General features: G+C 62.3%; 20 protein-coding genes. 13 read left to right on the forward strand and 7 right to left on the reverse strand.

Features of this window, described 5'->3' with window-relative positions; genetic code table 11:
• The first annotated feature begins 83 nt into the window (after positions 1–83).
• Together lepA and hemW are read left to right on the forward strand one after the other, a co-directional pair.
• On the forward strand, positions 84–1,937 hold the full coding sequence (gene lepA, locus ABHM97_RS06485) for a translation elongation factor 4 (protein ID WP_235520720.1): 1,854 nt from the start codon (positions 84–86) through the stop codon (positions 1,935–1,937).
• Positions 1,938–3,167 carry a radical SAM family heme chaperone HemW gene (gene hemW / locus ABHM97_RS06490; RefSeq protein ID WP_235520719.1) on the forward strand — a complete coding sequence of 410 codons (1,230 nt, stop codon included), beginning with the start codon at positions 1,938–1,940 and terminating at the stop codon, positions 3,165–3,167.
• 51 nt (positions 3,168–3,218) lie between these two features.
• On the opposite strand, the gene ABHM97_RS06495 is transcribed toward hemW, so the two are convergent.
• Positions 3,219–3,632, reverse strand: coding sequence for a DUF4870 domain-containing protein (locus ABHM97_RS06495; RefSeq protein WP_235520718.1), 414 nt, complete (start codon positions 3,630–3,632; stop codon positions 3,219–3,221).
• Between the two features lie 121 nt (positions 3,633–3,753).
• Positions 3,754–4,605: a DUF3097 domain-containing protein gene (locus ABHM97_RS06500; RefSeq protein WP_349470024.1), complete on the reverse strand. Its 852-nt coding sequence runs from the start codon at positions 4,603–4,605 to the stop codon at positions 3,754–3,756.
• A 230-nt stretch (positions 4,606–4,835) separates the two neighbouring features.
• Here ABHM97_RS06500 and hrcA point away from each other — a divergent pair, with 230 nt between their 5' ends.
• The 3 genes from hrcA to ABHM97_RS06515 are packed head-to-tail and all read left to right on the forward strand — an operon-like array spanning position 4,836 to position 7,797.
• Positions 4,836–5,843: a heat-inducible transcriptional repressor HrcA gene (gene hrcA, locus ABHM97_RS06505; protein ID WP_235520716.1), complete on the forward strand. Its 1,008-nt coding sequence runs from the start codon at positions 4,836–4,838 to the stop codon at positions 5,841–5,843.
• Positions 5,844–5,893: 50 nt separating this feature from the next.
• Complete coding sequence (gene dnaJ, locus ABHM97_RS06510; protein WP_211712328.1) at positions 5,894–7,021, forward strand: molecular chaperone DnaJ; 1,128 nt, start codon at positions 5,894–5,896, stop codon at positions 7,019–7,021.
• Between the two features lie 2 nt (positions 7,022–7,023).
• Positions 7,024–7,797, forward strand: a complete 774-nt coding sequence (locus ABHM97_RS06515) for a 16S rRNA (uracil(1498)-N(3))-methyltransferase (RefSeq protein WP_235520715.1) — start codon at positions 7,024–7,026, stop codon at positions 7,795–7,797.
• A 14-nt stretch (positions 7,798–7,811) separates the two neighbouring features.
• On the opposite strand, the gene ABHM97_RS06520 is transcribed toward ABHM97_RS06515, so the two are convergent.
• Positions 7,812–8,684 (reverse strand): GerMN domain-containing protein, encoded by an 873-nt coding sequence (locus tag ABHM97_RS06520; RefSeq protein ID WP_349470226.1) that lies wholly within the window; start codon positions 8,682–8,684, stop codon positions 7,812–7,814.
• Positions 8,685–9,057: 373 nt separating this feature from the next.
• On the opposite strand from ABHM97_RS06520, the gene ABHM97_RS06525 reads away from it, so the two are divergent.
• From ABHM97_RS06525 to ABHM97_RS06545, 5 genes are all read left to right on the forward strand, one after another.
• Entirely contained in the window at positions 9,058–10,137 is a 1,080-nt protein-coding gene (locus ABHM97_RS06525) for a PhoH family protein (RefSeq protein WP_349470026.1), read from the forward strand.
• Entirely contained in the window at positions 10,134–10,607 is a 474-nt protein-coding gene (gene ybeY, locus ABHM97_RS06530) for an rRNA maturation RNase YbeY (RefSeq protein ID WP_235520713.1), read from the forward strand. The genes ABHM97_RS06525 and ybeY overlap by 4 nt, the downstream gene beginning before the upstream one ends.
• Positions 10,604–11,935, forward strand: coding sequence for a hemolysin family protein (locus ABHM97_RS06535; RefSeq protein WP_235520712.1), 1,332 nt, complete (start codon positions 10,604–10,606; stop codon positions 11,933–11,935). Before ybeY ends, ABHM97_RS06535 begins: the two co-directional genes overlap by 4 nt.
• Positions 11,919–12,881: a GTPase Era gene (era, locus tag ABHM97_RS06540; RefSeq protein ID WP_349470027.1), complete on the forward strand. Its 963-nt coding sequence runs from the start codon at positions 11,919–11,921 to the stop codon at positions 12,879–12,881. Before ABHM97_RS06535 ends, era begins: the two co-directional genes overlap by 17 nt.
• Positions 12,882–12,988: 107 nt before the next feature.
• Positions 12,989–14,548 carry an LCP family protein gene (locus ABHM97_RS06545; RefSeq protein WP_349470028.1) on the forward strand — a complete coding sequence of 520 codons (1,560 nt, stop codon included), beginning with the start codon at positions 12,989–12,991 and terminating at the stop codon, positions 14,546–14,548.
• Positions 14,549–14,610: 62 nt separating this feature from the next.
• Here ABHM97_RS06545 and ABHM97_RS06550 read toward each other — a convergent pair whose 3' ends face one another.
• The gene (locus tag ABHM97_RS06550; protein ID WP_349470029.1) at positions 14,611–16,563 is read right to left on the reverse strand and encodes a M13 family metallopeptidase; all 1,953 of its coding nucleotides are present in this window, start codon (positions 16,561–16,563) and stop codon (positions 14,611–14,613) included.
• Between the two features lie 248 nt (positions 16,564–16,811).
• On the opposite strand from ABHM97_RS06550, the gene leuA reads away from it, so the two are divergent.
• The 3 genes from leuA to ABHM97_RS06565 all read left to right on the forward strand — a co-directional run bounded on the left by leuA (position 16,812) and on the right by ABHM97_RS06565 (position 20,215).
• Positions 16,812–18,551, forward strand: coding sequence for a 2-isopropylmalate synthase (gene leuA, locus ABHM97_RS06555; RefSeq protein WP_349470030.1), 1,740 nt, complete (start codon positions 16,812–16,814; stop codon positions 18,549–18,551).
• 84 nt (positions 18,552–18,635) lie between these two features.
• Entirely contained in the window at positions 18,636–19,388 is a 753-nt protein-coding gene (recO, locus tag ABHM97_RS06560; protein ID WP_235520707.1) for a DNA repair protein RecO, read from the forward strand.
• A gap of 2 nt (positions 19,389–19,390) precedes the next feature.
• Positions 19,391–20,215, forward strand: coding sequence for an isoprenyl transferase (locus ABHM97_RS06565; protein ID WP_235520706.1), 825 nt, complete (start codon positions 19,391–19,393; stop codon positions 20,213–20,215).
• Positions 20,216–20,245: 30 nt separating this feature from the next.
• On the opposite strand, the gene ABHM97_RS06570 is transcribed toward ABHM97_RS06565, so the two are convergent.
• The 3 genes from ABHM97_RS06570 to ABHM97_RS06580 are packed head-to-tail and all read right to left on the reverse strand — an operon-like array spanning position 20,246 to position 24,039.
• Positions 20,246–21,319 (reverse strand): alpha/beta hydrolase, encoded by a 1,074-nt coding sequence (locus ABHM97_RS06570; RefSeq protein ID WP_349470032.1) that lies wholly within the window; start codon positions 21,317–21,319, stop codon positions 20,246–20,248.
• Entirely contained in the window at positions 21,316–22,341 is a 1,026-nt protein-coding gene (locus tag ABHM97_RS06575) for an alpha/beta hydrolase (RefSeq protein WP_349470033.1), read from the reverse strand. Before ABHM97_RS06575 ends, ABHM97_RS06570 begins: the two co-directional genes overlap by 4 nt.
• 9 nt (positions 22,342–22,350) lie before the next feature.
• Positions 22,351–24,039, reverse strand: a complete 1,689-nt coding sequence (locus ABHM97_RS06580) for an FAD-binding dehydrogenase (protein WP_349470034.1) — start codon at positions 24,037–24,039, stop codon at positions 22,351–22,353.
• Positions 24,040–24,106: the final 67 nt, after the last annotated feature.

The raw sequence follows: 24,106 nt of genomic DNA on the forward strand, positions 1-24,106 counted from the left end.
AGGATCAGATGCGCGGCTCATTCCGGCTGGCCTATGCCCAGTTCGCGGAATTGCCGTGTGAGTATCGACAGTAAGGATCCTGCGTGTCTCCCATGGCCCGCACCGCACCGGTGCCCGCCGCAACAGATCCGGCCATCATCCGGAACTTCTGCATCATTGCCCATATCGACCACGGTAAGTCCACCCTGGCCGACCGCATGCTGCAGTACACCGGCGTCGTTCAACAGCGCGACATGAAGGCCCAGTATCTGGACCGTATGGACATCGAACGTGAGCGCGGCATCACCATCAAGTCCCAGGCTGTTCGCATGCCTTGGGAGCTCGATGGCACCAGCTATGCACTGAACATGATCGACACCCCCGGCCACGTGGACTTCACCTACGAGGTCTCCCGGTCCTTGGCCGCCTGTGAAGGCGCGGTTCTCCTGGTCGACGCCGCGCAGGGTATCGAGGCCCAGACCTTGGCCAACCTGTACTTGGCCATGGAAAACAACCTCACCATCATCCCGGTACTGAACAAGATCGACCTTCCGGCAGCGCAGCCGGAGAAGTATGCTGCGGAGCTGGCGAACCTTATTGGTGGCGACCCCGAAGACGTCCTCAAGGTTTCCGGTAAGACCGGCGTGGGCGTCGAGGCGTTGCTGGACAAAATTGTCCGAGACCTCCCCGCGCCCGTGGGTGACCCGGACGCTCCGGCCCGTGCCATGATTTTCGACTCCGTGTATGACACCTACCGTGGCGTGGTCACCTACGTCCGGGTGGTTGACGGCATGCTGCACCCCCGTGAGCGAATCCAGATGATGTCCACCCGGGCCACTCACGAGCTCCTGGAAATCGGTGTGAGTTCCCCGGAACCCACACCGTCCAAGGGTCTCGGCGTGGGTGAAGTGGGGTACCTGATCACCGGTGTGAAGGACGTTCGCCAGTCCAAGGTGGGCGATACTGTCACCAACCTGGCCAAACCTGCATCGGAGTCCTTGAGCGGTTACGCGGACGCAAAACCCATGGTCTTCTCCGGCCTGTATCCGTTGGACGGCACCGACTATCCGGTGCTTCGCGATGCCCTCGAAAAGTTGATGCTCAACGATGCCGCGCTCGTTTACGAACCCGAGACGTCGGCTGCGCTGGGCTTCGGATTCCGCGTAGGCTTCCTCGGATTGCTGCACCTGGAAATCACCAGGGAGCGCCTTGAGCGTGAGTACAACCTGGACCTCATTTCCACCGCTCCCAACGTGGAATACGAGGTAACGCTCGAGGACAAGAAAGTTGTCCACGTGACGAACCCCAGCGAATACCCCACGGGAAAGATTTCCGAGGTCCGTGAACCAATGGTTTCGGCCACCATCCTTGCGCCAAACGAGTTCGTCGGCTCCATCATGGAACTGTGCCAGAGCCGTCGTGGGCAGATGAAGGGCATGGACTACCTGTCCGAGGACCGCGTGGAGCTCCGTTACTGGATCCCGCTGGCTGAAATCGTGTTCGACTTCTTCGACCTCCTGAAGTCCAAGACCCGTGGGTACGCTTCGCTGGACTGGAAGGCCGACGGCGAACAAGTCGCCGACCTCGTGAAGGTCGACATCCTGCTCCAGGGTGAGCAAGTAGATGCGTTCAGTGCCATCACACACCGTGACAAGGCGTACGCCTACGGCGTGATGATGACGGCCAAGCTCCGCGAACTTATTCCGCGCCAGCAGTTTGAAGTGCCGATCCAGGCGGCCATTGGTTCGCGCATCATTGCGCGTGAAAGCATCAGGGCCATCCGCAAGGACGTTCTTGCCAAGTGCTACGGCGGTGACATCACCCGTAAGCGCAAACTGCTCGAGAAGCAGAAGGAAGGCAAGAAGCGCATGAAGATGGTGGGCCGCGTGGAGGTGCCCCAGGAGGCGTTCATCGCCGCCCTGACCACCGACGAGTCCAAGGACAAGGCCAAGAAGTAAATGCCCAGCGTCCTTCCTTTGGGCGATCCAGCACCTGCGGATGGCGTTCTGCCTCCGCAGGTGTTGGCGGGCGTCGAGCACCGCAAGTTCGGGCTGTACGTCCATATCCCTTTTTGTGCCGTGCGTTGCGGCTATTGCGATTTCAATACCTACACCGCGACGGAACTGGGCGGTGGTGCCTCGCAGGATGCATATGCCAGTACCGCCATCTCGGAGCTCGACTTCGCCGCAAAGGCGCTCGAGTCCTCGTCGGTTCCGGCGCGCCCCCTGAGTACCGTCTTTTTCGGCGGTGGTACCCCAACCCTGCTTCCAGCCGAGGACCTGGCAAGGATCCTGCGTTCCGCGGTTGGGACGTGGGGGCTGGAACCCGGCGCGGAAGTGACCACCGAGGCCAATCCTGACTCCGTCACGCCCGAATCGTTGAAGCTGCTCGCGGACGCCGGATTCACCAGGGTCTCCTTCGGCATGCAGTCCGCAGTGCCGCATGTCCTCAAAGTGCTGGACCGGACGCACACACCCAGCCGCGTTCCGTTGGTGGTGCAGTGGGCCCGCGACGCCGGACTCGCCGTCAGCCTGGACCTCATTTATGGGACCCCGGGGGAGTCCATGGAGGACTGGAGGGTTTCCCTCGAAACGGCCTTGTCGTACGAACCGGACCACATCAGCGCCTACGCGTTGATCGTGGAAGACGGCACCAAGCTTGCTGCGCAAATCCGTCGAGGCGAGGTGCCCGGCATCGACGACGACGACCACGCCGCGAAATACGAACTTGCCGATGAACTCATCTCAGCGGCGGGGATGGCCTGGTACGAGGTCAGCAACTGGGCGCGCTCTCCGGAGCAGGCATGCCGCCACAACCTTGCTTACTGGCGTGGAGATGACTGGTGGGGCGTGGGCCCCGGCGCGCACTCTCATGTAGGCGGTGTGCGCTGGTGGAACGTCAAGCATCCAACGGCTTATGCTTCACGACTGGGAGCGGGAAGCTCGCCGGCGGCAGGCAGGGAGACGCTGGACCCTGACACGCGCGAGGTGGAGCGCATCATGCTCGAAGCCCGTCTGGGTACAGGCCTGGCTGTCGATGCCATGGACGCCGTGGGACGGCACGCAATGGCCGGGTTGATCGCAGACGGACTGGTTGACCCAATCCAGGCCTTCAAGGGCCGCTTGGTCCTCACGTTGAAGGGTCGCCTGCTGGCAGACGCAGTGGTCCGCAGGATCCTCCCGGACTGAGCCTCACGGCCGTCTGGCAGCACTGCCGGGGCTCTCCTGCTGGTCAGGCAGCTACTTGATCCAGCGCAAATTCAGTTTGTAGCGGTGCGGCTGGCCGTGGTTCACGCGGATTCCGGCTGAAACTGAGAAGCACGTCAGGGCTACCCAAATGCCGGTCGCGATCACGGCGAAAATGTTGCCGACCACTGGAAGCAGTACGAGGATGTTGGCGAGGACCGCTGCGATGGTCGGAGGAAGGGTGAAGTTCAGCGCTTCCTTGGATTCCTGTGCAGTGAAGGGTCCCCGGTCCCGGAAGATCAGGTAGATCAGCAGGGAAGGCAAGCAGCCCAGGATGCCACCAAAGTGCGCCAAGGTAGCCCATTGCCGGTCTTCGCCGGCCGTCAGGGGCAGTGCATTGGCTGGCGCGCCATGGTACTGGGGCCGCCCTGCGGCGCTGCCCGGTTCTTCAGGAGCGTTCTCTGCCACGGTGTCTTCCCTTTGCTGTAAAGATGCTGCGGTGTTGCTGTCCCAGAATACCGGCACGAGCCCGCTTCTCTGGACCAACTCCCCGTTGGCACTGCTGTTGCGGTGGTTCGGGGTGGCTGCTTTAGGGGGCCGTCAGGAAGTCGATGACTTCCTCAACACGGCCCAGCAGGGATGCTTCAAGGTCGGCGTAGCTCCGTACGGCGCCCAGCAGCCTTTGCCAGCCCAATCCGATGTCCTCGGCGGTCTCATGCGGCCAGCCGAACGCGCGGAGGATGCCCGTTTTCCAATCCATGCCGCGCGGCACTGTGGGCCATTGCTCAATACCCAGGACCTTGGGCCTGATGGCCTGCCACACGTCCACGTATGGGTGTCCCACAATGAGGACATTCCCAGCGGCTCCGGGACACGCCATGGCCTCGGCGGCGATGCGGGATTCTTTCGATCCCTGGACGAGGTGGTCCACGAGGATCCCGAGGCGGCGGTCCGGGCCGGGGTTGAAGTCCGCGATGGCCGACGCGAGGTCGTCCACGCCATGCAAGGGTTCAACCACGATCCCTTCGACCCGGAGATCGTCACCCCAGACCTTCTCGACCAGTTCGGCGTCGTGCTTTCCTTCCACCCAGATGCGGCTGGCTTTGGCCACCTGCGCGCGCTGGCCTTGCACCCGCACGGAACCGGAGGCGGTCCGGCCCGTCTGGACGGACGACGGCGACTGCCGGACTGCCGGAGGCATCAGGCGGATAGGCTGGCCTTCAAGCAGGAAGCCGTATCCCAGCTGGAACGATTTGGACTTACCTCGCCGGTCCTCCAGGGACACGATATGCATGCCGCCGGTTTTCTCCACCCTGGTCACTTCACCCACCCAGCCTGACTGGACGTCCTCGAGGACCATTCCCCGCTGGACCGCTACCTCCGGAAGCTGGCGTTTGGCGGGAGCGGTCAGATCCTGTGGACCCCAGTTGTCGAAAGCCAAGGGATATTTCCTACCTTTGAGTACTTGGTGGGTGGGGGAGCCGTTTGGGTTGCGAGGCTGCCGAACCTGCACGCTGGAAGCTGAATAGGGCGTTTTCAATGCTAGCAACGGGGTGGCCCATAATAGACTTGTTAGCACTTGGGCATGTTGAGTGCTAAGTGCGGAGGCGCCGGCGGGCGTGCCGCAGTCACCGGTCGCCACGACCACGGACGTCGTCAGGAGGTGGAGCAATGAGTGAGCCACGCAAGTTGGAAGTGCTGCGTGCCATCGTTGAAGACTACGTGCATTCCCGGGAACCCGTTGGATCCAAAGCCCTTGTCGAGCGCCACCACCTCGGTGTTTCCAGTGCCACTATCCGGAACGACATGGCTGTCCTGGAGGAAGAGGGCCTCATCGCGGCGCCTCACACCAGCGCAGGACGCATTCCCACGGACAAGGGCTACCGCCTGTTTGTGGATCGTATCTCCCAGGTAAAGCCACTTTCCGCGGCGGAGCGCCGTGCCATCCACTCCCTGCTCGAGGGCCCGGATGACGTGGACGACATTCTTGAGCGGACCGTAAGGCTCCTTTCCCAGCTGACCAACCAGGTCGCCGTCGTGCAGTACCCGCACTCGAGCCGGGCGGTCGTCCGCCACGTCGAGTTCGTGCTGCTTGCGCCAAAGCAGGTCCTGGTGGTCCTCATTGCGGACACAGGCAGCGTTGGCCAGAAGGTCATCGATGCCGGATCAGATGTTGCGAACGAGGCATTGATGCTGCTGAGGTCCCGGTTCCTCGGAAGTATAGCCGGGACGCAACTGGACCTTCTCCCACAGGTCCTTCCATCGGTAGTGGCCCTCTGCCCGCCCGAGCTTCGCGGCTTGGCCCAGACTCTTGCGCACGGCCTGCAGTCACTGAGCGACAACAGCCGCGAAGAGCGCATCTTGATGGCAGGCACCGCCAACCTGGCCCGCTCCAATGTGGACTTCCCCTTGAGCATCGGTCCGGTGCTTGAAGCCCTTGAGGAACAAGTCGTCATGCTGCGGTTGTTGTCCGATATGGGCGATGATCCGCGGGGCGTGTCAGTAAGCATCGGCCGGGAGAACCCGTACGACGGTTTGGCCGAGGCTTCCGTCGTGGCCACCGGCTACGGTTCCGGAGCCAAGGTTGGGATCCTTGGCCCTACCCGCATGGACTATCCCACCACCATGGCCGCAGTCCGGGCCGTGGCCAGATACCTTTCCCGCATTCTCGGCGGCTGAACACCGGCCCGAGGAAACATCCGCAGTACAACGAGGAAGAGATACCGACTTTGAGCAGCCACTATGACGTTTTGGGAGTCTCTCCGGAAGCCACCGGGGAAGAGATCAAAAAGGCGTACCGCAAGTTGGCGCGGAAACTTCACCCGGACGTCAACCCCGGGGAAGATGTCGCGGAGCAGTTCAAGGCAGTGACCCACGCCTACGAGGTGTTGTCGGACCCGCAGAAGCGCCGTGTCTATGACGCCACCGGTAACGAAAACGGAACCGAAAACGGCTTCGGCGGCGGCTATTCCGGACAGGGCTTCGCCTTCCAGGACATTTTCGACACCTTCTTTGGCGGCGGTGGCGGCCATGGCGGCCCGGCTTCCCGGGTCCGGCGCGGCCAAGACGCCCTCATCAGCGTCCGCATCGACCTCAAGGATGCGGTATTCGGCGTCAACAAGAAGCTCGAAGTCGACACGGCCGTTGTGTGCCCCACTTGTGATGGCAGTTGCTGCCGCCCTGGTACCCATCCTGAACGGTGTGACATCTGTGGTGGCAGCGGCCAGGTCCAGCGGGCTGTCCGGTCCATCCTCGGCCAGGTCATGACCACGGCACCCTGTGGCTCCTGCGAGGGCTTCGGCACGGTCATCAAGGATCCCTGCAACGAGTGCAGCGGGCAGGGTCGCATCCGCAGTCGTCGTTCCCTCACCATCAAGGTTCCTGCCGGTGTGGCCACCGGTACCCGGATCCAGTTGTCCGGCCAGGGCGAAGCCGGCCCCGCCGGCGGACCGGCCGGCGATCTCTACGTCGAAATCCGGGTCAACAACGACTCCATGTTCATGCGTGAAGGCGACGACCTGCACGCGACCCTGAGCGTGCCGATGACAGCCGCCGCCCTGGGCACGGAACTTCAGCTGGACACCTTCGACGGAGCGCAGGACATCGACGTCAAGGCGGGAACCCAGTCAGGCGAAATCATCACTCTTCGCGGGCTTGGCGTCACCCACCTTCGCGGCTATGGACGAGGCGACCTCAAGGTGCATTTGCACGTCGAAACGCCTACCAAGCTCGACGCCGCCCAGGAGGAGCTGCTCCAGCAGCTCGCCAAACTGCGCGGAGAGCAGTTCACCGAGGGAAAGCTCGTTGCCAGCGGCGGCATGTTCGCCAAACTGCGGGACAAGCTCGGTAACCTGTAGCGGTGAGCAACCCCGTCTTCTTCACCCAGGCTGGCAACCTCAGCCACCTGGGGCCTGGTTCTGTCTTTGTCCTGGAAGGCCCGGAGGCACGCCACGCGGTCACCGTCAAACGCTTGGCAGTGGGTGAACAGGTAGACATCGCCGATGGCGCCGGTACCCGTCTGACGGGTACTGTCTCCGAGGCCGGTTCCGGCACTTTGGCTGTGACGGCCTCGGACGTCGTCTTCGAAGAGCAGCCGGCCGTTCGCCTGGTCCTCGTCCAGGCGCTTGCCAAAGGGGACCGTGACGAACTTGCCGTCGAAACGGCCACCGAACTCGGCATTGACGCGGTGGTTCCGTGGCAGTCCGAACGCTCCATTGTCCGATGGAAGGGTGATCGGGCCGCCAAGGCACATGCCAAGTGGCAATCGGTGGTTGGCGCCGCAGCGAAACAGGCACGGAGGTCACACATCCCGCAGGTTCGCCCGATCGTGGATACCGCGGCCTTGGCGAAAGTCGTCGCTGCTGCGGACCTGGCCATCATCCTGCACGAAGATGCCAAGAACCCCTTGCGGACCGTCCTGGAGGAGTCGGGCGTGCCGGATGGCTCAGATCCGGGATCACCCCGGGAAGTGTTGCTGATCGTTGGGCCGGAGGGCGGAATCTCACCCCGTGAAGTCACCCGGCTCAGTGACGCCGGAGCCGTTACGGCACTGTTGGGACACCATGTCCTGCGGTCGTCGACGGCGGGACCAGCCGCCGTCGTTCTCGCCAGTGATGTCCTTGGCCGCTGGTAGGACGCCGGCGGGTCCTAGCCGACGCTGAACAGTCGCGTGTCGGTACTGGAGTCGATGACTTTGCCTGCGGCGTCGACCTGTGAGACCCGCAGCTCGTACTTGCCGGCTTTCAACGTCGCGCTGAAAGAAAAGACGCCGTACTGGCCCGGCTCGCCCGTTGGCTTGGCCTGTCCGTTGAGCAGACCCGTTTTCTCGGCCTTGCCGTTGTCCCTGAGGATCTGCCAGGCGATGGTTTTGGAGCTGTCGGTGCTGCGGCCGTTGAACTTCACTGCGCCCGGCGGCACCGTGACATCTTCCTGCGGATCGATGATCCACACCGGTGCCACGAGGGAGGCGTCACGGGCCATCGGCTGTCCCAGCTTCACCTGCCCGAACGCCATGTAATCGGGGTGGCCGTCCACCAGGATGACCACCTGGATCTGCTGGCCGGAATTGATAAGGCCCGACGACGACGCCGCGGCAGTGGCTGTGTAGACCAACTGCTGAACGGCCCGCTGAGCCATGGCGGCGTCGAGATTCGAATTGAAAGCATCACGGGAGACGTCCACTGTGATGACGTTCTTGCCCGATATGGAAGTAGCCAGGCTGCTGGGTTGCTGCCACGGCGTGAAGAAGTCATGGTCCAATGGCTTTTCCGCCATCATGATCCGCAAGGCGGTGGTTACGGGATTGTCGTCACCGTCGATGTCCCGGAACTCGCGGTAGAGGTAGACCTCATCCTTGCTGCGGCCGATCCAGTACACGGGGATTTTGGTGGAGGCCTGCGTGGTTTCCAAGGGGGCGTTGCTTGCCGGGGCCTCCTGCACGGAGAGCGAAGGGGAGCTCGGTGAAACCTGGTTTCCCGCCCCGTCGGCGATGCAGCCGGTGAGCAGCAGCACAGAGACCATCGCGGGCACGGCAAAAGCGGACTTCTTCCGCCTGTGTGCGCCCTGCGCGGTGTTTCCTGGCTTGCTGATGGGGATTCCTGTCCTGCGGTGCATCGTTGGAGACCCTTTGCCGGGTCGGCGTGGCTGCGGGGTGCTTTGTCCACCCGCTATGCCAGCTTGGCACACCACCGACGGCTGCCGGCCGGGAATGAGGGGGCCCGGAGCAACTGAAACATGATTGATACCGGCTTGATGCAGAGTTGAGACAAAATGTCGGCCATCCCTTAGTGGCTTGGACGGACGGCTCAGATGAGGTCCATCAGGGACGGGCTGGCGTAGGATTATTGCCAGGACACCATCGAACCGGAGGAGAACAGGCCCTACGGCCAACACTATGAGTGAATCTTTGAACGGACGGCTCAGGACCGGAAACGGCAACCTGCCGCCCACTGAGTTCCCGCACACCTTACCGGGCACGCGCACGGAAATTGTCACGTTCGACAACTCCGACCAGATGGTTCACTCGTTGGGAAGCCACGATGAAGCCCTGCGCTACATCGAGGATCAGTTCGAAGGCGTCAGTTTCCACGTCCGTGGCAACGAGCTCTCCATGACAGGTCCGTCCACCGATATCTCCCGGGTGATGCGCCTGCTTGAGGAAGTCCGTGGGCTGGTGTCAAAGGGTACGCTGGTGACCCCTGACGTTCTCCAGCAACTTGTCTCACTGTTGCGCACCCAATCAGTGCAAAATCCTGCAGACGTATTGACCCACAACATTCTTTCCAGCAGGGGCAAGACCATCCGCCCCAAGACGCTGAACCAGAAGAACTATGTTGATGCCATCGACGACAACACGGTCATCTTCGGGATCGGGCCCGCCGGTACGGGCAAGACCTACCTCGCCATGGCGAAAGCCGTCCAGGCGCTGCAAACGAAGGAAGTCAGCAGGATCATCCTGACGCGGCCCGCCGTCGAAGCAGGGGAGCGCCTGGGGTTCCTGCCCGGGACGCTGAGCGACAAGATCGATCCCTATCTTCGTCCGCTGTACGACGCCCTCCACGACATGATGGATCCTGAATCCATACCGCGGTTGATGGCCGCCGGGACCATCGAGGTAGCGCCCCTGGCCTACATGCGTGGCCGCACCTTGAATGACGCCTTCATCATTCTTGACGAAGCGCAGAACACCACACCCGAACAGATGAAGATGTTCCTGACCCGACTCGGTTTCGGATCCAAGATGGTAGTCACCGGAGACGTCACCCAGATTGACCTTCCGTTCGGGGCGACGTCAGGCCTGCGCATCGTCCGGGAAATCCTCACGGGGATCGACGACGTCAATTTCTCGATCCTTGAAGCCGCCGACGTCGTCAGGCACCGTTTGGTAGCCGACATCGTCTCGGCCTACAGCAACTGGGATGACGCGCATCGCGCCGACGCCAACAGCCATCACAAGCGTGGAGAACGTAAATGAGCATCGAAGTAAACAACGAGTCCGGCGTCGCGGTGGACGAGGCCCAGCTGGTGACGTTGTCGCGCTTCATCTTTGAGCGTCTCTACATCCATCCCCAGGCCGAGCTGTCCATCCTGCTGGTGGACGAGCCTGCCATGGAGAAGCTGCACATCGAGCTGATGGACGAGCCCGGAGCCACGGACGTCCTTTCGGTGCCGATGGACGAGCTGACGCCGGGTACTCCGGACAAGCCGACGCCCCAAGGCATGCTTGGGGACATCGCCATTTGCCCGCAGGTGGCGGAGGTGCAGGCGCGCAACGCGGGACACCCGACACAGGACGAGATGCTGCTCCTTACCACCCACGGCATTCTCCACCTGCTTGGCTTCGACCATGCAGAGCCTGAGGAGAAAGCCGAGATGTTCGGTTTGCAGCGTGAGTTGCTGTCTGAATTCCTGGGCAAGGATGCGCCCATGGAGACCATGCAGTGACCTCGATCATCCTGGTCGGCATGGCGCTGGTTTTCCTGAGTTTCGTCGCCTTGCTGACCGCAGCGGAGGCTGCTTTCAACTTCCTGCCCCGGCATGAAGCCGAACAATCCATAGGCCGAAACAAGGGCAAGGCCCTGGGCGGCATCCTGAGGAACCCCATCGCGCACATGCGCGCCTTGCGGTTCTGGCGGGTGTGGTTCGAGATGGCGGCTGCGGTGGCGGTCGCCGTCGTCCTTCACAGCCTGTTGGACAACGTATGGCTTGCGGGCCTCGCGGCCACCGGCATTATGGCCGTCATCGGTTTTGTGTTGGTAGGGGTTTCCCCCCGGCAATTGGGCAGGGCGCACTCAGGACCGGTAGTCCGGTTCACCGCGCCCCTGATCAGGTTCCTCTGCTGGATCCTCGGACCCATTCCCGGATGGCTTGTGGCGCTGGGACAGGCGGTGGCGCCCGGCGCTCCAGCCGGCGATGACGCGTTCGTCAGCGAAGAAGAGTTCCGCGAGTTCGTGGACCGGGCAGCCGAATCCGACATGATCGAAGACAACGAGGCAGAACTCATTCACTCTGTCTTCGACTTCGGGGACACCCTGGTGCGCTCCGTCATGGTTCCGCGTACTGACATTGTCACTATCGGAACCGGTACGGACCTGGAGACAGCCATGGCCCTGTTCCTGCGTTCGGGCTACTCAAGAATCCCGGTAATCGGCGAAAACACGGACCAGATCCGTGGAATTCTCTACCTGAAGGACGTGGCCGCGGCCCTGCACCGCACGGAGCCAGGACTCCAGGCCCACGACGTCGACTCGCTGGCCAGGGATGTCCGTTACGTTCCGGAGTCCAAGCCGGTCAGTGACCTCCTCCGCGAACTCCAGCAGGAATCCACCCACGTGGCCATTGTCATTGACGAGTACGGTGGCACAGCCGGCCTCGTTACCCTCGAGGACCTGATCGAGGAAATCGTGGGTGAGATCGTGGATGAATACGACGCCGCCGCTGAAGAGGCCATCGACCTGGGGGATGGCACGTACCGGGTCAGCTCACGGATGAGCATCGATGACCTGGGCGAGCTGTTCGACATGGACCTCGACGACGATGAGGTAGACACTGTGGGTGGCCTCCTCGCCAAGGCACTGGGGCAGGTACCCATTGTCGGAAGTTCCGTGGAGGTGAACGGAGTGTCGCTGCGGGCAGATAGGCTTGAGGGTCGCCGAAACAGGGTCAGCCACATCATTGCGGCAGCCATCCCAAAGGAAGACACTGACTTTGAGGACCTCCTCGAAGACGCCGACTCAACGCAACAGGGAGTTCCACGTGAGCAAGCAAAATAAGAAATTCGACGCCGATCAGGACTTCGGTGGCTTCCACGCAGGTTTCTCCGTGCTGGTCGGCCGGCCCAATGCCGGCAAGTCAACCCTCACCAACGCCTTGGTGGGACAAAAGGTTGCGATCACGTCCGCAAAACCGCAGACCACGCGCCACACCATCCGTGGCATCGTGCACCGCGACAACGCTCAGCTCATCCTCGTTGACACGCCAGGTCTCCACCGGCCGCGCACGTTGTTGGGCAAGCGCCTCAACGATCTGGTGGCAGACACCCTGTCCGAAGTTGACGCCATTGGATTCTGCCTTCCGGCCAATGAGAAAATCGGCCCTGGCGACAAGTACATTGCGGCACAGTTGGCCGCAGTGGGTCGCAAGCCGATCGTCGCCATCGTGACCAAGACCGATCTGGTGGACCGCCAGGCATTGACCGAGCAGTTGCTTGCCGTCGCTGAACTGGGCCGGGATGTGCTGGGTGAACAGGGCTGGGCAGACATTGTCCCGGTTTCCGCGGCGGATGGCTTCCAGGTCTCAACGGTTGCCGATGTCCTGATCAGCCACATGCCGTCGTCGCCGCCGCTGTACCCTGACGGCGAACTCACTGATGAGCCCGAGGCAGTCATGATCGCCGAATTGATCCGGGAAGCTGCTTTGGAGGGTGTCCGGGACGAGCTTCCGCACTCCCTGGCAGTAGTGGTCGAAGAAATTGTTCCCCGCGAAGGCCGAACCGAGGACAACCCGCTGCTGGACGTCCGTGTCAACCTGTACGTTGAGAGGCCGTCCCAAAAGGCGATCATCATCGGTAAGGGCGGGAGCCGCCTGCGGGAAGTGGGAACGAACGCCCGAAAAGGCATCGAAACCCTTCTGGGCACCCGGATCTACCTTGATCTTCACGTCAAGGTGGCCAAGGACTGGCAGCGCGACCCCAAGCAATTGGTGAAACTCGGGTTCTAGGTTTCCCGTGACACGATCCTGCGCAGTGCTCCTCCGATAGGGAACTTCCCAGAATTGGCAACTATGATTGCGGAGATTCAGGTGATTAAGGAAAGGTAAACCGAATAGTGCGACGTCGTGACGCCCGCCCGCAGGGCACCGGCACCGCCGGCCCCGTTGCGGGACGCCATGGGGAGGATGCTGATGGCACTCCCCGGCACATGAAGGAACGCAAGGGGCTGCCGCTCTGGTTGAAAATTACGACCGGCGTGGTTTCCTTGGCGCTGGTTGCCGGCGTCGCCTTTGCCGCATTCTGGTTTATCCGCCTTCAGTCGAACATCACCAAGGCTCCCCTCAGCGCCGGCGAAAACCGGGATTCGGGGGCTGCGGCAGCAAATGACAAAACCGACCGGTTGCAGATCCTCATTCTTGGGTCGGACACCCGTGACGGAAAGAACTCCGACTACGGCACCTCAGAGGACTCCACCGGCTACGGCCACTCCGATGTCATGATGCTGCTGGACATTTCGGCGGACAACAAGCGCGTCAATGTCATGAGCTTTCCCCGCGACCTGTTGGTTGATGTGCCGCAGTGTACGGACCACACCAACAACCAGACCTTCCCTGCCAGAAGTGGCGTGATGATCAATGAAGCCATGGCAGAAGCCGGCATTGGCTGCGCTGTGGATACGGTCAACAAACTGACCGGCCTGGAGATCGACCACTTCATGATGGCGGACTTCAACGCTGTCAAGGAGCTCTCCAAAGCTGTTGGTGGCGTTAACGTCTGTGTCAGCGATCCCGTTTTCGATCCGGACTCCCGCCTCCGCCTCCCCAAGGGCAATTCCCTGGTTGAAGGCGAACAGGCATTGGCGTTCCTGCGAACCAGGCATGCATTTGGTGATGGTGGCGACCTCGGACGGATCAAGGGCCAACAGGCATTCCTCTCGTCCCTGACCAGGAAACTTAAGGACGAAGGTACTTTGGGCAACCCGCAGCGGCTGCTGCAAATTGCCGACGTCGTAACGCAGAACCTCACGGTCGACAACGGACTGGCTTCCGTGCCGTCCCTGCTGACGATCGGCGGGCGCCTGAAGGACATAGATGTCTCAAAGGTGGCCTTCGTTGCTGTTCCCACCCAGCCGGCTGCCGTCGATCCGAACCGACTGGAGTTGGCCGAACCACAGGCATCGCAGCTTTTCTCGGCACTGCGGGCCGATCTTGACCTCACCACGCCGGGTGCGACCTCGAGCCCGGCCGCTTCCCAAAGCCCGGCAGCCCAGCCAACTGCTACGACGCCAGCCGTGCCCGCCTATAACAAGGCCATCCAGCCGGTTGCGGTTGCCAATGGCAGCGGAGTAGCCACCAGGGCCCAGGAACTGACGGCCGTCCTCACGGGCAATGGCTTCACCCAGGCTGTGTCCTACCTGGCCAACCCGGTGGACCGGACCGTGGTCTATTACGGAGCCGGTTTTGCGGACGTGGCCGCCGATGTGGCGACCCTCTACGGTATTCCTGCCGCGCAGGTCCAGGAGGCAGCCGGAGTCGCCGGTGTTCAGCTCTATGTGGGCACTGACTTCGGAACGGGCTTGGTCTATGGGGCTGCTTCGGTACCGCCGGACGTTGTTAACCAGACGGCCAGCGACGCCGTCTGCCAGCAGGTCAATCCTCTGTATATCGACCAATAGTTTTTGAAGCCTAAAGAGGCCGGGCCAAATGGCCCGGCCTCTTTGGTTATGTCGCCGGCTGCTTACCAGATACTGACCCGTTCTCCGGGTTCCATCCACATTCCGTCGCCCTCGGCCACGGAGAACGCCTGGTGGAAAGCGTCGAGGTTGCGGGCAATGGCATTGGTACGGAACTCGTTGGGGGAGTGCGGGTCGGTGGCCAACCTCCGTATTGCTTCCTCAGTGCGGATTACCTGGCGCCATCCGGCTGCCCATGACATGAAGAACCGCTGCTGTCCGGTGAACCCGTCGATGACTTCAGGCTCCGCCCCGTTCAAGCTGAGGAGGTAGGCCTTGTAGGCGATCGCGAGGCCACCCAGATCGCCGATGTTCTCACCCAGCGTCAGTTTTCCGTTCACCTTGTGGTCGGGGGCGGCATAGGGGGAGAGGGCGTCGTACTGTGCCACCAGTTTGGTGGTGAGGGCTTCAAAGGCAGTGCGGTCTTCTTCGGTCCACCAGTTCCGAAGGGCGCCCGTTCCGTCGAACTGGGACCCCTGATCGTCGAATCCGTGGCCGATTTCATGTCCAATGACGGCTCCGATACCGCCGTAGTTCACGGCGTCGTCTGCATCGGCATTGAAGAATGGCGGCTGGAGGATCGCGGCGGGAAACACGATTTCATTCAGCATCGGGTGATAGTAGGCATTGACGGTTTGTGGCGTCATGAGCCACTTGGTGAGATCCACCGGCTTGCCGATCTCGTCTAGGTGCCTGTCGACGTCGGCATTGTGTGCACGCTCTACATTGCCCAATAGGTCATTGGGGTCGATCTCGACGGCCGAGTAATCAATCCACTTCTCGGGGAAGCCGATCTTGGGCCGGAAGGCCTGGAGCTTCTTGAGGGCCTCAACCTTGGTTTCTTCGCTCATCCAGGTGAGCGCTGAGATGCTGTCCCGGTAGGCCTCGATGAGGTTTCCCACCAGTGTCTCCATCCGGGCCTTGTGCCCGGGAGGAAAATGCCGCTCAACGTAGATTTGGCCTACTGCTTCGCCGAGGGCAGCTTCCACCACGGCTACGCCGCGCTTCCACCTTTCCTTGTTGCGGGGCGTGCCGCTGAGCGTGGTCCCATAAAAGTCGAAGTTGGTCTCGACAAAACCGGACGACAAATACGGGGCGGCCGAGCTCAGGATGCGCAGGGTCAGCCATTCCTTCCACGTTTGCAGGGACTCGGATTCCAGGAGTCCAGCGGCTCCCGTAAAGAAGTCCGGCGTGCTCACCACCAGCTCGCTCCGCTTGTCCTGGTCCACGCGCGCCGCTTCAAACCAGGTGTCCAGCAAGGGGAACAGCGCCCGTGCATCGTCTGCGGTCTTGAGGTTGTAGGTCTTTTGCGGATCCCGAAGCGTGACGTTGTCCCAGTGATGCGCGGCCAGCGCCCGTTCCAGGGCAACCACGCGCCCGGCGGCGGCCTCTGCGTCGGGGATGGACGCAAGGTTGAACATGGCGGCAATGTATTTACCGTAGGCCTTCACGATCTCTTCGAATTTTTCGTCGCGGTAATACGATTCGTCAGGCAACCCCAGGCCACCCTGACCGATGTAGAGAAGGATGCGTTCGGGATTGCCGGCATCCGGCGCGGGGTAGATGGAGAATAGGCCTGAGACGTCGGATCGGAACAACCGCCCGATGAGCGCTGCCAATTCCTGCGGGGATTCTACGGATTCAACCTCCTGGAGCCTGCCGCGGACCGGCTCGTAGCCCTTTTCCTCCGCAGCCGCTTCATCCATGAAGCTGGCGTAGAGGCCGCCGACTTTTTGTTCGACGCCGGTAGCTGAGTCCGCTTTTGCGGCGGCTTCTTCGATGATCGCCTTCACGGCAAGCTCGGCACCGTCCCTCAGCGCGGTGAAGGTTCCTTCCAGCGGGCGGTCGTCCGGGATCGTCGTGCTGTTGAGCCACGCACCATTGACGTGTTGGTAAAGGTCGTCCTGGGGCCGGACGTTGTGGTCGATGTTGGAAAGAGTGATCCCCGACTGTGGCACTGTGGCTCCTTGTGTGGACGCTGCAGCCGGCGTTTCCACCGTCGTGGCGTCTGCATAGTGGACGTTGCATGAGGTGTTGCACTGTCATCATACGCATCGTGTTACTGTGAATTTGTGCGTGCGGAAATGCTTCTTCTTAGCTGCCGCGGCGAGGCCTGAAAGCTATCTGACGCTGGGCCATCCTCGCCGCGGAGTTCCGTTGTGTCCGGCTAAGCTTTCACTTAGTTCTTTACAGAAAAGGCCACATCATGCGTAATGCACAAAAGCCCTCCGGTATGCCGATTCACCGCTACCTGCCGTTCCAGGACCAGATCACTGTAGATGTTCCGGACCGCACCTGGCCTGACAAAGTCATCACCAAGGCCCCTCGCTGGTGCGCGGTCGACCTGCGGGACGGAAACCAGGCACTGATCGATCCCATGAGTCCAGCACGCAAACTGAAGATGTTCCAGCTGCTGGTCAAGATGGGCTATAAGGAGATCGAGGTTGGCTTCCCCTCGGCATCCCAAACAGATTTCGACTTCGTTCGGCAGCTCATCGAAGGCGGCCACATTCCTGACGACGTCAGCATCCAGGTCCTGACCCAGGCGCGCGAGCACCTGATTGAGCGGACCTACGAGTCTTTGGTGGGCGCCAAGCAGGCCATCGTCCACCTCTACAACTCCACCTCCGTGCTGCAGCGCCGGGTGGTCTTCAACCAGGACGAAAACGGCATCATGGACATCGCCTTGCAGGGTGCCCGCCTGTGCAAGAAGTACGAAGAGACGCTGCAGGACACGCACATCACTTACGAATACTCCCCGGAGTCCTTCACGGGCACCGAGCTCGAGTACGCTGCCCGCGTCTGCAATGCCATCGCCGATGTCTTTGAGGCCTCCGCGGACAAGCAAGTCATTATCAACCTGCCGGCAACGGTGGAAATGGCGACACCCAACGTCTACGCGGACTCGATCGAGTGGATGCACCGCAACCTGCACCCGCGCGAGGGAATCATCATCTCCCTGCACCCGCACAACGACCGCGGGACTGGCGTGGCTGCTGCTGAACTGGGATACCTGGCAGGTGCCGACCGGATTGAAGGCTGCCTGTTCGGCAACGGAGAGCGCACCGGCAACGTGGACCTGGTGACGTTGGGCCTGAACATGTTCGTGCAGGGCGTTGATCCCATGATCGACTTCTCCGACATCGATGAAGTACGCCGCACGGTGGAGTACTGCAACCAACTGCCGGTGCCGGAGCGCTCCCCGTATGGTGGAGACCTCGTGTTTACCGCGTTTTCCGGTTCGCACCAGGACGCGATCAAGAAGGGCTTCGAGGCTCTCGAGAAGGATGCCGCAGCTGCCGGCAAGTCGGTGGATGACTTCACGTGGCAGGTTCCGTACCTGCCCATCGACCCCAAGGATCTCGGCCGAAGCTACGAAGCCGTCATCCGGGTTAACTCCCAGTCCGGCAAGGGTGGCGTCGCCTACCTGCTGAAGAATGAGCACAACCTGGACCTGCCGCGCAGGGCCCAGATCGAGTTCTCCGGTGTCATCCAGCGACGCACCGACGCTGTGGGCGGCGAGGTCAGTGGCGCCCAGCTGTGGCAGATCTTCCAGGACGAGTACCTCCCCTCTGACGAAGAACAGGCGCAATGGGGCCGCTACACCCTGGGCAGCGTGAGCACCGAGACTGACGAGTCCGGTGCCATGACCATGAACGCGAACCTCAGGATCGACGGTGCCGAAGTACGCCGAACAGGTCACGGCAACGGTCCCATCGCCGCACTTCTGGACATCCTGCACCAGGACGGCGTGGACGTCCGGGTGCTCGACTACAGCGAGCACGCACTGTCCGAAGGCGGCAGCGCGAGTGCGGCAGCGTACGTCGAATGCGCTGTCGGTGAACGCGTACTCTGGGGCGTCGGGATTGATCCCAGCACCACGACGTCATCGCTGAAGGCCCTGATCTCGGCGGTAAACCGGGCAGTCCGCGACGCCCAGGCATAGATCCCCGCGGTGTGGTGGCTGGATTTTCAGTCACCACACCGTCCGGCGGTCACGCCCGACCGGCGCGAAGTGCAAAGATTAGTTGTGGCCAATCCGTCGTTTGCAGCACGGTCCTATCGGGACGATGCCGTAGTGCTCCGTACCCACAAGCTGGGCGAGGCGGACAGGATCATTACGCTGCTGACCAAGCACCATGGGCAGGTCCGGGCCGTCGCCAAGGGAGTCCGGAGAACCAGCAGCCGGTTTGGAGCGCGCCTTGAGCCGTTCATGGTCGCCGACCTGCAACTCGTGTCCGGCCGGACACTCGATATCGTGACCCAGGCAGTCGCCAAGGGAGCCTACGGAAGCGCCATAGCCGCCGACTACGGCCGGTTCACCGTTGCGGCCGCAATGACCGAGACAGCCGAGAAATTGACGGATGCCGACACCGAGTCGGGGACCGCACAATACAATCTGCTGGTTGGAGCACTGGCCTCCTTGAGCCGCTCGGACCACCCGCCCGAACTCATTCTGGATTCGTATCTCCTGCGCGCCCTGGCGACCGGTGGCTGGGCGCCAAGCTTTACGGATTGTGCCCGATGTGGCCGTCCCGGCCCCCACACTGCATTTGCGGCGCCGGTGGGCGGAATGGTGTGCAGCGATTGCCGTCCTCCGGGTTCTCCGGCTCCCGCACCGGAAACGGTACAACTCCTCGGAGCGCTGCTGACAGGCAATTGGAGCATTGCCGATGTCTCGGATCCCCGGCATCGCAGGGAAAGCGCGGGGCTGGTGGCCAGTTACCTGCAATGGCATTTGGAACGTGCCGTGAAATCACTCAAACATGTGGAGCGAAGCTGACAGTGGCACTTGGCAAAAAGAACAAGTCAACAGTAGCGAGGACGGCGCCAGTGGTTGCGCCCTATGGACACCCTTCCGGGGCAGTGCCACCAAAGATACCCAGTGAGCTCATACCGCAGCACGTGGCCATTGTCATGGATGGCAACGGGCGCTGGGCAAACCAGCGGGGCCTGCCGCGGGTAGAGGGGCACAAGGCAGGGGAGCCGGCACTGTTGGACGTCATGGCCGGTGCGATCGAGCTGGGCATCAAGTACGTCAGCGTCTATGCGTTCTCTACCGAGAACTGGCGGCGTTCGCCTGATGAAGTCCGGTTCCTCATGGGATTTAACAAGGACGTGCTACGTCGTCAACGCAATCAGCTTGACGAGTGGGGAGTCCGGATCCGCTGGGCCGGTCGTCGGCCACGGCTGTGGGGTTCGGTGATCAAGGAACTGGAAGAGGCCGAGGATTACACGCGGGCCAATGACACGTGCACTTTGACCATGTGTGTTAATTACGGCGGACGCGCGGAGATCGCTGACGCGGTCTCGGCCATTGCCCAGGACGTGGCGGCGGGCCGCTTGAAGCCTGGTTCTGTGTCGGAGAAGACCATCCAGAAGTACCTGGATGAACCCGACCTTCCGGATGTGGATCTCTTCCTTCGCAGCTCCGGCGAGCAGCGCCTCTCCAACTTCCTTCTCTGGCAGTCGGCTTACGCGGAGTTCGTTTTCATGGACACTCTGTGGCCGGACGTCGACAGGCGGACGCTCTGGGAGGCCGTGGAGATTTACGCCAAGCGGGATCGCCGCTACGGTGGTGCGGTTGATGCCGCCCCCGCTACCAAATAGCACGGCCGCGCTAATACGAGGTGTGCCTGCTCAGTAGGGGTATGCCGCAAGCCAGACGGCGACGTCCCGATAGGCCTGCTGGCGTACCGTGCGCCGGGACAGGAACACATCGTGAAGCGCTCCGGGATAGCGGAAGACGGCCGTGCGCCGAGCCAGGCCCAGCGCGCGACGGGATGTTTCCTCGACGTCGATGACGGCATCGGCCCGCATGAGGTCCGCCGTCCATTCCGCTTGGATCCGGGTCCGTCCGGATAAGAGGACCAACACTGGCGCGTCAATATTGAGCTTACGTTCCACGGCAGCGTGACCGGCGAGCACGGCTTTGGTCCATCCCGCCCGGATCGGGAAGGACGCCCGTGGTCGCCAGACCGGATCCAGGATCCACTCGCCGTGGGCTTCGTTGCTGACGCTTTCCCAGTACGCCGGCATCTCGGGGAACCTGAAAGGCCTTTTCGGGTCCGTGCGGGCAAAAGGTTCAACCAGATGCATGGCGATACTTCGGACCAGGCTGCTTCCCTGCAGTTCGAGCCACGGTGAATTCAGTACCAAGGTGCCCACTCTGCCCGGGTTGCGGTCAGCCCACAGGGCAGCGATGAGACCGCCCAGGGAGTGGGCCACCATGTGAATGGTGGGTGCAGTGGAGTTGCCGGTCCGGGCCATCACGTCCCGTTCGACTTCCACTAAGGCTGCCCCTATGTCCTCGTCGTAAACACCAAGGTCGGAGGTGTATCCGGGAGTCTGTCCGGGGAGGAGGCTGCGGCCAAACTTCCGCAGGTCCAGCGCGTAGAAGTGGAAACCGGAGGCTGTGAGGTATTCGGCGAGCTCGGTCTGGAGGAAGTAGTCCGCCCATCCGTGGAGGTACAGGACCGCCCGCGGGGCACCTCCGGGATCCGCAGGGGTGGCGCGACGATGCCGCTTGGTAAAGGACACCAGGAAGTCCAGGACACCTTGCGGGGCGGGATGGGCGACGGGAGGTGCGTGCCTGACCAGCGTCGCCTTGACCTGTCCCTCCTCATCCGGCTTAAGTGGCAGGTCCAAGCATTCATAGCCGTGGCCCAGGATGTCGTTTTCCCATCCGGCACCGGTTTTCCCTGCGTCGCTCATCTATCCCCCTCGTGGTGGTCATCCGGTGCTTTGTCCTGCATGAATCCCCTGATCCATCGGGCCAGGCGGGCGTAGGCGTCTTTCCTCACGGCAGGTGCCGACAGGAATACGTCATGGAGGCCTCCGTCGATACGCTCCAGAGTCACAGTCCGGCCCAGTGCCATGGCCCGCAAAGCCATCACGCCTACATCAAGCACAGCGTCTGAACGGCGCATGGACTCGCGCCACATCATGCCGTTTGCGCTGGCTGAGGACATCAGGACCAGAACCGGCATTTCCAGGTTCAGGCCGCGGGCCACCTGCGACTGGCCGGCGAAAACGGCGCGGAGCCAGCCCGCCCGGACAGGAAAAGCCAAGGGCGGCCGATACCTTTCGTCCAGGTGCCATTCTCCCTCTGCGGAGCTGCTGATGCTGCGAAAATAGAAACCACGCTCCGGCAGTTTCAGGACCGTTTCGGGACGGAATCTCGCCAAAGGCGCCACCATGGCGTTCGCTGTCCGCCGGACCATGGAACTCCCATGCATCTCCAACCAGGGGCTGTCGAGAATGAGGTACTGAACTCGTTCGGGGTGTCGGCTGGCCCAGAGGGCGGCTACCAACCCGCCTGTCGAGTGGCCCATGAGTGTCAGGCTCTCCGCCGTGGATCCGGAACGTCCTTGGTGAATCGCGCTAATGGCCTGGTTGATTTCGGCGTCGTAGTCGGCCAGGTTGGCGACATAGCCACCGGGATCTCCGGGCTGGATGCTTCGTCCATGGTTGTGCAGGTCCAGGGCATAGAACTCATAGCCTTGGCGCGACCAAAACTCGGCGAGCTCGGTGTTGAAGAAGTAGTCGCTCCATCCATGGAGGAACAGGACAACGCCAAGTCGTCGCACCGAACCGTCCTTGCCGCTTCCGGCCTGGTCCAGCGGATCCGCGTCGTGTCGGATCAGCGTGGCATGGCGGATCACGCCATCCGGGCCTGCGGCGTCGATACTGCAGGACTGGTAGCCGGTTCCCAGGATGTCAGCGGTCCATTCCATGGCTCCAGCTTAGACAAAAGCGGCTGCCGCCTTTCCGGCCGCCCTTCCGGTAAAGAGGCAGCCGCCCAGGAATGTCCCTTCCAGAGCCCGGTAACCGTGGATGCCTCCGCCGCCGAACCCGGCAGCTTCCCCGGCTGCGTAGAGCCCTGGGATTGCCTGTCCACTATCGTCGAGCACCCTGGAGGCCAAGTCTGTCCTGAGTCCGCCCAGGCTCTTGCGGGTCAATACCGAGAGCCGGATGGCGATGAGAGGCCCGTGGGCAGGGTCGGTCAGGCGGTGCGGGGGAGCCACTCGCATCAGCTTGTCGGTGGCAAACCGCCTCGCTGCCCTGATGGCCGCAAGCTGCGGGTCCTTGCCGAGCCCACTCGCTACCTGCCGGTCCCGGGCGCTGATCACGGACTCCAAGGACTCCCGCTGTATGAGGTCGCCTCCGGCCAGCTGGTTCATCTTCGACGCGAGCTGCCCGGGGGTGGCTGCCTGCAGGAAATCCACGCCGTGGTCCAGGAACCGCTGGATGGGAGAGTCGCTGCCAGCCCTCAACCGCGACGCAAGGAGCCTGACGTCCTTGCCGGTCAGGTCAGGGTTTTGTTCCGAACCTGACAAGGCGAGTTCCTTGAGGGCGATGGTGCGGTTGAGGACGAACCACGAATGGCTATGGCTCGTTGCCACAATGTGACGGAGGGCGCCCAGGGAGTCGTACCCCGGGAACAATGGTGCCGGCAGTTGATGTCCTTCAGCATCGAGCCACAAGGATGATGGCCCGGGAAGAATACGGATACCGTGCATCGGCCACACGGGATCGTAGTTGTGGATACCTTCGGGATAGTGCCACATCCTGTCGCCGTTGATCATGGCGGCGCCGCCGGATTGCACCACTGAAAGGAAATCACCGTCTACTGAGGCGGGGACGCCGCTGAGCATCTCCGCGGGTGGTCGCCCTCCTGGCCATTGGCGTCGGACTGCCACGTGGTTGGCGCCTATGCCCCCGGTTGTCACCACCACCGCTCCGGCTGCAGCCTCGAAGCCCCCAATGGGGAGCCTGGATGACGCCTGGCCCCGCACCGCCGTCGACGGTTCCAGGACATCTCCGACGACGCCGGTCAGCGAACCGGCCGTGATGGTGAGGGCTGTCGCCCTGTGCCGGAAGTGAAGCGACACCCTTCCGGCTTCGACGCCTTCGAGCACCTTCCTCAGGAAGGGTTCCACCAGGGCTGGTCCCGTGCCCCAGGTGACGTGGAAGCGGGGTACTGAATTTCCATGGCCCTGCGGCCCGTACCCTCCCCTCTCCGCCCACTGGACCAACGGAAAGATGCCAACGCCGAGGCTTTTCAGCCAGGCCCGCTTCCCACCGGCGGCGAAGTCCACATAGGCCTCGGCCCATTCCCGGGCGTTCGAATCCACCGGTCGGTCGAAAGCCGCGGAGGCCAGCCAGTCGGAAAGTGCGAGATCAGCGCTGTCCCGTACGCCGAGCCGCCTCTGCTCCGGCGTATCGACCATAAAGAGGCCGCCAAAGGACCAATGGGCCTGGCCGCCCACCGAGGCTTCCGGCTCCTGGTCCAGGACGGCCACCGTCTTGCCCGCCGCGTATGCTGTGGCGGCCGCCACCAGTCCCGACAGGCCTGCACCAACTACCACGACATCGGCGGTGATCCTGCGGCTCCTGCGGAGATGACGTGCGTCACTGTTTTCTGGCGGCATGCGTACATGCTAGCGCCCGGCACAGTCATGGGTTTGGTGAGTCGTCCGCGAACAGCAAAACTAAGAC

Source organism: Paenarthrobacter sp. CAP02 (assembly GCF_040137855.1).
In the GTDB taxonomy this organism is placed as follows: domain Bacteria; phylum Actinomycetota; class Actinomycetes; order Actinomycetales; family Micrococcaceae; genus Arthrobacter.